The 6,000-nt window shown below is 60.5% G+C and carries 7 protein-coding genes; 3 read left to right on the forward strand and 4 right to left on the reverse strand.

Annotated elements, in window-relative coordinates:
- Positions 1-345: 345 nt before the first annotated feature.
- Positions 346-471: an oxalate:formate antiporter gene (locus G3O01_RS43895; RefSeq protein WP_205813742.1), complete on the reverse strand. Its 126-nt coding sequence runs from the start codon at positions 469-471 to the stop codon at positions 346-348.
- 18 nt (positions 472-489) lie between these two features.
- Positions 490-1,893: an OFA family MFS transporter gene (locus G3O01_RS43900; RefSeq protein WP_205813743.1), complete on the reverse strand. Its 1,404-nt coding sequence runs from the start codon at positions 1,891-1,893 to the stop codon at positions 490-492.
- A gap of 598 nt (positions 1,894-2,491) precedes the next feature.
- On the opposite strand from G3O01_RS43900, the gene G3O01_RS43905 reads away from it, so the two are divergent.
- On the forward strand, positions 2,492-2,707 hold the full coding sequence (locus G3O01_RS43905; protein WP_054932561.1) for a hypothetical protein: 216 nt from the start codon (positions 2,492-2,494) through the stop codon (positions 2,705-2,707).
- A 24-nt stretch (positions 2,708-2,731) separates the two neighbouring features.
- Complete coding sequence (locus G3O01_RS43910) at positions 2,732-3,412, forward strand: GntR family transcriptional regulator (protein WP_205813747.1); 681 nt, start codon at positions 2,732-2,734, stop codon at positions 3,410-3,412.
- A 69-nt stretch (positions 3,413-3,481) separates the two neighbouring features.
- Here the strand turns inward: G3O01_RS43910 and sucD are convergent, their stop codons facing one another.
- Together sucD and sucC are read right to left on the reverse strand one after the other, a co-directional pair.
- Positions 3,482-4,354, reverse strand: coding sequence for a succinate--CoA ligase subunit alpha (sucD, locus tag G3O01_RS43915; protein WP_205813744.1), 873 nt, complete (start codon positions 4,352-4,354; stop codon positions 3,482-3,484).
- 1 nt (position 4,355) lies between these two features.
- Complete coding sequence (gene sucC, locus G3O01_RS43920) at positions 4,356-5,567, reverse strand: ADP-forming succinate--CoA ligase subunit beta (protein ID WP_205813745.1); 1,212 nt, start codon at positions 5,565-5,567, stop codon at positions 4,356-4,358.
- Positions 5,568-5,872: 305 nt separating this feature from the next.
- Between sucC and G3O01_RS43925 the strand changes: the two genes are divergently transcribed.
- On the forward strand, positions 5,873-6,000 hold a 128-nt coding region (locus G3O01_RS43925; RefSeq protein ID WP_205806409.1), incomplete at its 3' end, for a CoA transferase.

Here is a 6,000-nt window from a genome sequence, read left to right on the forward strand (position 1 = left end):
TGCCGCTATAGAACGTGGGCAGATTGATCGCGTGTGTGGCGACGCGTGAGTGTGAAGTGGGTGAGGCGCTCATTGAGAGCGTTGGCAACGGGCAGTGAAAGGCAGGTTGCCGCATGAAGAAGAGGACCCGTTGGGGGCCCTCAGGCGGGAACAAGTGCTAGCGGTGTTCAGCGGCTTTCTTTTGCCTACTTTTCTTTGCCGCGGCAAAGAAAAGTAGGTGCCGCCCCGCACAGGGGCAACGCGTGAAGCAGGCAAGACAAACCGCGGATGCCAGCGAAAAGCAAACCAACCCCCAAGCCTTGCGCAGCAAAAAAAAAGCCGGACAACATCGCCCGGCCTTTCCAATTACCCAAACAACTTCATAGCTTGAAGCAAAGTATTCACCACACCCCACGTCAGTGGAATAAGAACATACAGCCAGAACACGGCGAGCAGCCCTTTATTCGTCGGATGCGCATTTTGCGTCGACATTGCAATTCTCCTTAAACCTTATTTGCCCGACGCGAGCTGCGCGTCCGTCATGTGGTGCTTTTCGTTCACACGCTTGACGAGCAGATTGCACACGAAGCCGATCACGAGCAGAACGGTCATGATATGCACGGTCATCGTGTACGCATCGGCCTTCGCGACGCCGTGAGCGACCTGATAAGCACGGATGTAATTGACCAGCACCGGACCTGCAACGCCCGCCGCCGCCCACGCCGTCAGCAGACGGCCATGAATGCCGCCGACAAACGCCGTACCGAACATGTCAGCCAGATACGCAGGCACGGTCGAGAAGCCGCCGCCGTACATCGAGAGAATCACGCAGTAGCACAGCACGAACAGCGCGATGTTGCCCGACGACGCGAACGTCGGCACCAGCCAGTACAGCACGGCGCCCAGCGCGAAGAAGATGAAGTACGTGTTCTTGCGGCCCACGTAGTCCGATGCCGATGCCCACACGAAGCGGCCACCCATGTTGAACAGCGACAGCAACCCGACGAAGCCCGCAGCGGCCGCGGCGCTCACCGTGTCCTTGAAGCTCTCCTGGATCATCACCGACGCCTGGCCAAGAATGCCGATGCCCGCCGTCACGTTCAGGAACAACACCAGCCAGATCAGATAGAACTGGGGCGTCTTCAGCGCCTGGTCGATGTGCACGTGGTTGCGCGTGATCATCTTCTGCGTCGTGGTCGCAGGCGGCGTCCAGCCTGCCGGCTTCCAGTCTGCAGGCGGCACGCGGATCGCGAGTGCGCCGATCGACATCGAAATGAAGTAAGCAATGCCCAGCACGATGAACGTTTCAGCCACGCCGATGCTCGTCGCGCTCTTGAAATGGTTCATCAGCGCGACGGACAGCGGTGCGGCGATCATCGCGCCGCCGCCAAAGCCCATGATCGCCATGCCCGTCGCCATGCCGCGGCGGTCCGGGAACCAGCGGATCAGCGTCGACACCGGCGACACGTAGCCGAGGCCCAACCCGATGCCGCCGAGCACGCCATAGCCGAGATACAGCAGCGCAATCTGGTGCATCCACACACCGAGCGCCGAGACGAGGAAGCCGCCGCCGAAGCAGCAGGCCGCCGTGAACATCGTGCGGCGCGGGCCGACTTTTTCGAGCCACTTGCCGGCAAACGCCGCCGACAGGCCCAGGCAGACGATCGCGAGCGAGAAGATCCAGCCGAGCGTGGTCAGCGACCAGTCGTCCGGCGCGGACTGCGTGATGCCGATGACTTTAGTGAGCGGGCCGTTGAACACGGAGAACGCATAGGCCTGACCGATACACAGGTGCACGGCGAGGGCGGCAGGCGGCACCATCCAGCGGGAAAAGCCAGGTTGGGCAATCGTTGCCTGTTTTGAAAAGAATGATGGCGAACTGGCGTTGCCGCCGGGCTCGGTGATGCTGCTCATGGTCGGTCTCCGATGAGGCTAAACGTCTGTTATCGGTTTCAAATTGCCAAAACTTGAGAAAACGCGAAATGCATATGCTGGGCTGCAACATATTCAAAGAAGCGCTTCCAGGACGGCAAATTCGGCAATTGGCGAGACGATAGGGGCATGCGATCCGGTTGGCAATATGAGAATTGAATGCATATGCAACGAGTTGAGACCGTTGTGCACAGCGGGATACAGCGAATTCAAGCGGCAAGAGGCCGCAGGCGACCGCGTGACGCAGCACGAGCGTGCATTGATTTGCGGGCGGAATCGGTTCAGGGGTCTCGATTGCTGCGTTAGCACATGGAAAGCCGTGTCTGTGGTTTTTTTAAACCGCTATCCGTCACCGTTTGCGTGTCGACGAAGCCTTCTAAAGCACAGTTGGCGTCGAATAAAAAAAGCACAGTATCGGCTGAGACGGCCAGCCGTCGCGGTCAAGCGGCGCGCGTGCTACGTTCTGACTGTTGCATCTGCTGAACAACTGTATCTGATATACCACATACAAGATACTTGATTTTTTCCGCGACGCAGCATATGATTGAGTCATCCAATCACTCAATGACCGGAGCTTCAAATGGATTTCGTGTCGCTTGCATTCTTCGCCGTCGCTGTCGTGGGCCTGGGTTCGGCCGCAACCGTGCTGCTGACCAGGTGGATTCCGCAGCACGTCGCCGAGCTCGCATCGAAGCACGGCCGTTATGTCGGTCTGGAAGCCGCTACCGTGCGTGAAGCTACGCCGTACCGCGCGCGTGTCGAAGCCGCGATGAACGCGGTCGGCTCGTCGAACTAAGCAGTGTCGACACCCGCACTGAGTCTGCCTCTGGCGCTGCAGCCCATCGGCAATAGCGCCAGCCTCCGCGATCAGGCCTACGCGTTGTTGCGTCAGGCCATCGCGGATGCGGACATTTACGCGTCGAACGAAGAGATCCGGCTGGACGAGCGCGCGCTGAGCGAATCGCTAGGCGTGAGCCGCACGCCGGTGCGCGAGGCGATGACGTTGCTGGAGCAGGAAGGTTTTCTGCGCATGGTGCCGAGGCGCGGCATCTATATTGTGCGCAAGAGCAAGCGCGAGATCGTCGAGATGATTCAGATGTGGGCCGCGCTGGAAAGCATGGCCGCGCGTCTCGCCACGCTGCACGCCACAGACGAAGAAATCGCGCGCTTGCGCCACATGTTCGACCAGTTCCGCGATTCGACGCCGGCTGAACATATCGCCGAGTATTCGGATGCGAACATCGCGTTCCATCAGGCGATTGTCGAGCTGTCGAAGTCGCAGATCATTCTCGACACGATCAAGAACATCTTCATCCACGTGCGCGCCATTCGACGCATGACGATTTCGCAGAGCGACCGCGCGTCGCGCTCGATCGTCGATCATCTGCGCATCATCGAAGCGCTGGAGAAGCGCGATACCGAACTGGCCGAGCGCCTTGCGCGGGATCACTCGCTGGGCCTTGCTGCGTTCGTCGAAGCGAATTGCGATTTTCTCGACTGAGCGTTCGATAGTGTTCGTTCTGGAAGGCCAGCGGATCTGACAATCCGCTGGCCTTTTTTCTTGCTGCTATTACTGCATGGCTTTGAGCATCGTCTCGCCGAGCGCAGCCGGCGATTGCGCGACGTGAATGCCCGCCGAGCGCATCGCGTCGATCTTCGCGCCCGCCGTGCCCTTGCCGCCCGAGATGATCGCGCCCGCGTGACCCATCCGGCGCCCCGGCGGCGCGCTCGTTCCAGCAATAAACCCAACCACCGGCTTCTTCGAACCTGAATCCTTCAGGAACTGCGCTGCGTCCTCTTCAGCCGAGCCACCGATTTCACCAATCATGATGATGCCTTCGGTGTCGTCGTCGGCGAGGAACATCTCCAGACAATCGATGAAGTTCGTTCCATTAACGGGATCGCCGCCGATGCCGATACACGTCGTCTGCCCGAGACCCGCCGCCGTGGTCTGCGCGACGGCTTCATAGGTCAGCGTGCCTGAGCGCGACACCACGCCAATCTTCCCCGGACGATGAATATGCCCCGGCATGATGCCGATCTTGCACTGGCCGGGCGTAATGACGCCCGGACAGTTCGGCCCGATCAGACGCGTCGACGAGCCGGCGAGCGCCCGCTTCACGCGCACCATGTCGATCACGGGAATGCCTTCCGTAATGCAGACGACCAGTGGAAGCTCGGCATCGACAGCTTCGAGAATGGCGTCGGCGGCCATCGGCGGCGGCACGTAGATCACGGATGCATTCGCGCCCGTGGCATCGACGGCATCGGCGACGGTGTCGAACACGGGCAGCCCGAGATGCGTCGTGCCGCCCTTGCCCGGTGTGACGCCGCCGACCATCAACGTGCCGTAGGCGAGCGCCTGTTCAGAATGAAACGTCCCTTGCGAGCCCGTGAAGCCCTGGCAAATCACTTTCGTGTTGCGATCGATCAGTACGGCCATGTCAGTTTGCCTCCGTCGCGTTGCTTTCCTTGACCGCGGCGACGACCTTGCTGGCGGCGTCGGCGAGATGATCGGCTGAAAGAATCGGCAGGCCCGAGTCGCGCAGAATCTGTTTGCCGAGTTCGACGTTCGTGCCTTCCAGCCGCACGACGAGCGGCACGCGCAAGTCCACTTCGCGCGCCGCGCTCACGACACCTTCAGCAATCACATCGCAGCGCATGATGCCGCCGAAGATGTTGACCAGAATCCCTTCCACTTTCGGATCGCGCAGGATCAGCCGGAACGCCGTCGCAACGCGCTCTTTGGTCGCGCCGCCGCCAACGTCGAGAAAATTCGCCGGCTCGCCGCCGTAGAGCTTGATGATGTCCATCGTCGCCATTGCGAGGCCCGCGCCGTTCACCATGCAGCCGATGTTGCCGTCGAGCGTCACGTAATTGAGGCCGTGTTTGGCGGCTTCGAGTTCGGCGGCGTCTTCTTCGGCTTCATCGCGCAGCGCTTCGATCGACGGATGACGGAATAGGGCGTTGTCGTCGAAATTGATCTTCGCGTCGAGCGCGATTACCTCGCCTTGCTGGGTTACGACGAGCGGATTGATCTCGACAATCGATGCATCCAGTTCGACGAACGCGCGATACGCGTTAGCGATGAACTGTGTCGCCGCCTTCACCTGCTTGCCCGTCAGCCCGAGGCCGAACGCGATCTGGCGCGCGTGGAACGGTTGCAGACCGGTCACCGGATCGATCGCCACCTTGAGGATTTTCTCGGGTGTACGCGCGGCCACTTCTTCGATCTCCATGCCGCCTTCCGTCGACGCCATCACCGTGATGCGCGACGTGCTGCGGTCGATCAGCATGCCGAGATACAGCTCGCGCTCGATCGCACAGCCTTCCTCGATATAGACGCGCTTCACTTCGCGTCCTGCCGGCCCCGTCTGTTTCGTGACGAGCACGTGCGACAGCATCTGCGTCGCGCTCAAGCCGACATCGCTGACCGATTTGACGACGCGCACGCCGCCTTTACCGTCCGGATCGTCGGCGAAACGGCCCGCGCCGCGGCCGCCCGCATGAATCTGCGACTTGACGACCCACACCGGCCCGCCGAGCGCCAGCGCCGCGTCCTCCGCTTCCTGTGGCGTGAACGCGACCCGCCCGTTCGGCACGGCGACGCCGTAGCCTTTCAGCAGTTCCTTCGCCTGATATTCGTGAATGTTCACCTGTCTCCTCGCTGGTTGGATTCGACGCCGGATGGCGTGCAAGAGTGGGCGGTCGGCTCAGGGTAGAAATATGGTATGTGATATATCAATGATGCTCAAGCAGATAAACAGATCGGGGTTTTCCCTTTGTGAAGCGAGTCCTTAATGCGAAATTTGGCCTGCTGGCCTTGTCGCGCAAGGCTTTCGAGCATTTGAAACGCATTTGGCTTACGTCGTGAAAGCGCTTGCGGCGATTTGATATATCACATACCGTATAGAACACGGACGATCGAAAAAAGAGCGTCAAGTGCTCGGAGGGAGACAACGTGGGCAAAGCACTCGACGGTGTGCGCATTCTCGATTTCACGCACGTGCAATCGGGGCCGACCTGCACGCAGCTGCTGGCGTGGTTCGGCGCGGACGTGATCAAGGTGGAGCGCGCAGGCGCAGGCGA

Origin of the sequence: Burkholderia sp. Ac-20365, assembly GCF_017104715.1 — a bacterium.
Lineage (GTDB): Bacteria > Pseudomonadota > Gammaproteobacteria > Burkholderiales > Burkholderiaceae > Paraburkholderia.

Coding starts and splice junctions, on each gene's coding strand:
- sucD (WP_205813744.1), bottom strand. CDS start 4,354: ATGGCCGTACTGATCGATCGCAACACGAAAGTGATTTGCCAGGGCTTC.
- G3O01_RS43905 (WP_054932561.1), top strand. CDS start 2,492: ATGGATTTCGTGTCGCTTGCATTCTTCGCCGTCGCTGTCGTGGGCCTG.
- G3O01_RS43895 (WP_205813742.1), bottom strand. CDS start 471: ATGTCGACGCAAAATGCGCATCCGACGAATAAAGGGCTGCTCGCCGTG.
- G3O01_RS43900 (WP_205813743.1), bottom strand. CDS start 1,893: ATGAGCAGCATCACCGAGCCCGGCGGCAACGCCAGTTCGCCATCATTC.